This is a genomic window from Kitasatospora sp. NPDC059747 (assembly GCF_042732955.1).
Classification (GTDB): Bacteria; Actinomycetota; Actinomycetes; order Streptomycetales; family Streptomycetaceae; genus Kitasatospora.
In genome coordinates this window covers 1-2,713 of sequence record NZ_JBHWGV010000260.1, presented here as the reverse complement: position 1 = coordinate 2,713, position 2,713 = coordinate 1, and the positions used below count along the sequence as shown (strand labels likewise).

Sequence of the window (2,713 nt, the reverse complement as noted above, 5' to 3'; positions counted from 1 at the left end):
GGCGCTAGGACCGCGTGCGGCGCCGGCCGGGGCGGAACGTGCGGGCGGGCTCCTGGCCGGCGGCCCCGCCCGCCTCGGCGGCCTCGGCGGCCCGGCCCTCCCGGCCCAGCAGCACCGCCTCGGCGAGGTCCAGGAACTGCCGGTTCCACGCGAGTTCGGCGCCCGGCGACGCGGCGACGGCGGCGTGTTCGGCCCAGCCCGCCGTGCCGGCCAGCACCGCCAGCAGCGGGCGCAGGCCGTACCGCCCGGCGAGGAAGTAGACGTTCGGGTGCTCGGCCTCCCAGGCCGCCGCCGCCGCGAACTCGGCGTCCGCCGTCGCGCGGTCCTCCTCCAGCAGCGCGCACATGGCCCGGCACAGGCCGAGCATCACCGGCGTCAGCAGTGAACCCTCGCCGCCCGCCTGCCGGAACGCCCGCAGGACGTGCTCCATCGTGCGCCGCCGCCCCTGGTGGGCGGCCAGCGTCGCGGAGGTCAGCAGCAGGTAGCGGTGCGTCGCGTGGTTGCGCATCCGGCCGGCCGCGTCCAGGCACCGCCCGATGATCTCCTCGGCCGTCGCCGGGTCGCCCGAGAGGACGGCGTGCATCGCCAGGAACCCCTCGGTGCGCTGGCTCAGCACGATCGAGCCGAGGTCCTCGGCCGCCGCCCTCGCCTGCTCCAGCCGCCGCGCCTCGCCGGTGCGCATGAACGCGTTGCCGCCCAGCCGGATCAGCGCCTCGAACCGCCAGCCCGGCAGCCCGTGCGTCTCGGCCACGGCGAGCATCCGCTCCAGGCAGCCGTCGGCGACGTCGAAGCCGTGCGTGCGGGAGAGCATCGCGAGCACCTGCCAGGCCTGGCAGGCCAGGACCGGCAGCCCGGCCCGCTCGGCCATGTCCGCGGCCTCCTCGGCGAGCCGCTCGGCGTCCGGCAGCCGCTCCTCCTCGCCGGGCAGCAGTGCCAGGTGCGCCTCGACGACCGCCAGTGCGGCGGCCTGCTCCGGCGCGCCGCCGTTGTGCAGCCGGGCCCGGGCCGCGGCCACCTGGGCGACCGTCTCCGCGCTCCGCTCGGCCACGACGGCGGCCCAGGCCAGCCGCGTGTGCAGGGCGACCATGCGGTCGGCGGCCAGCGTCGTCGAACCGAGCGTCGGCAGCGTGCCGGCCAGCGCGAACGCCCGGTCCAACCGGCCGTCCTCGGCGAGCGCGTGCGCCAGCGACTCGGTGATCTCCGCCCGGTGCGCCGGGCCGGCCAGCGACTCGGCCCGTTCCAGCAGCAGCACCGCCGACGCCGAGGCGCCGTCGGCCATCGTCAGCCGACCGGCCTCGGCGAGCAGCAGTGCCGCGCCCGGGCGGTCGTCCGCGGTGACGAGCAGGTCGGCGACCAGCTGGCACCGGTCGGGGGTCGGCGGCCCGTCCTCGCGCAGCGCGTCGGCGGCCCGGCGGGCGAGTGCGGCGCGCTGCGCGGCGGGGATGCCGGCGAGCACGGCGTCGACGGTGATCGCGTGGCGGAACGCGTAGTCGTGCGGCGAGGAGTCGTCGGGGACGAGGAAGTGCGCCTCGGTCGCCGCCCGGAGGCGGCTGAACAGGGTGGGGTCGTCGAGTCCGGTGACGGTCCGCAGGGCGGAGACGCAGCAGCGCGGGCCGATGGTGGCCGCCAGGAGGAGGAAGTCGCGCAGCGGGGGGTCGACTTGCAGGAGGCGGTGGCCGAAGCTCTGCACGACGGTGGTCGGCACGGTGGTGTCGAGGTCGCCGGTGACGTGCCAGCCGCCGGCGGCCTGTGAGCGGTTGGTGGCCTGTGGGCCGTCGGCGGCCTGTGGGTCGTCGGTGGTGGTGCTCAGCAGCTTGGAGTCGACCAGGTCGGCGAGGAGTTCCTCGGCGAGGTACGGGTTGCCGTCGCTGCGGGCGACCAGCCGCTCCACGACGGCGTCCGGTACGTCGGCGGCCGGGGCGTCCAGGCAGCCGGCCACCAGGGCTCTTATCTCGGGAGCGGTCAGCGGCCGCAGCGTCGCGACGGTGGCGACGCGACGGCGCTCGGTGCTCCGCGCGAGGTTCAGTGCGGTGCCCGGGTCCGGGCGGACGGTGGCGAGGAGGAGGACGGGCAGGCGGCCGAGGTTGTCGGCGAGGTACTCCGTGACGGCGACGGACTCGGAGTCCGCCCAGTGCAGGTCTTCCAGGGCGAGGACGCAGCCGCCGTCCCGGCCGATCACGGCGAGCAGGCGCAGCAGCGCCTCGGCCAGTTCGACGACGCTCTCGGTCCGGCCGGGGGCGGCGGCGTTCCGCCATTCCGGGACGACCCGGGCCAGGGCCGAACGGTAGGGGAGCAGTTCGGGGTCGGCGGGTGGGGCGGTGGTGCGGAAGTGCGAGGACAGCGCCTCCAACAGCGGACGGAACGGGGTTCCGCCGCCGGTGATGCTGCCGCGGCCGCGCAGCACCGGGATGCCGCGGTCCGCCGCCTGCTGGACGCAGTGGTCGACCAGCCGGGACTTGCCGATTCCGGGCTCGCCGACCAGGAACACCGTGCGGCCGGTGCTCTCCCGAAGCTGCGTCAAGGATCTCTCCAGCAGGGAGATTTCTTCCTGACGGCCGATGGTGACCGGCGAAGTGATGCGCATGTCGGCAGGGTAGTTGATCGTATGAACAAGTTGACAAAACGATTGCCAAAATCCCGGGGCGGGCAGGCGGTTGCGGGTGGGGGCGGGGGCCGCTGCGCGGCTGCTGTCTCTTATAAACAACTGACGCTG

The 2,713-nt window shown here is 75.5% G+C and carries 1 protein-coding gene; it reads right to left on the bottom strand.

All coding sequences use genetic code 11. The features are described 5' to 3' along the window. Window positions 1-4: 4 nt before the first annotated feature. Window positions 5-2,584, bottom strand: coding sequence for an ATP-binding protein (locus tag ACFV4G_RS43310; RefSeq protein ID WP_380449142.1), 2,580 nt, complete (start codon window positions 2,582-2,584; stop codon window positions 5-7). Between the last annotated feature and the right edge of the window lie 129 nt (window positions 2,585-2,713).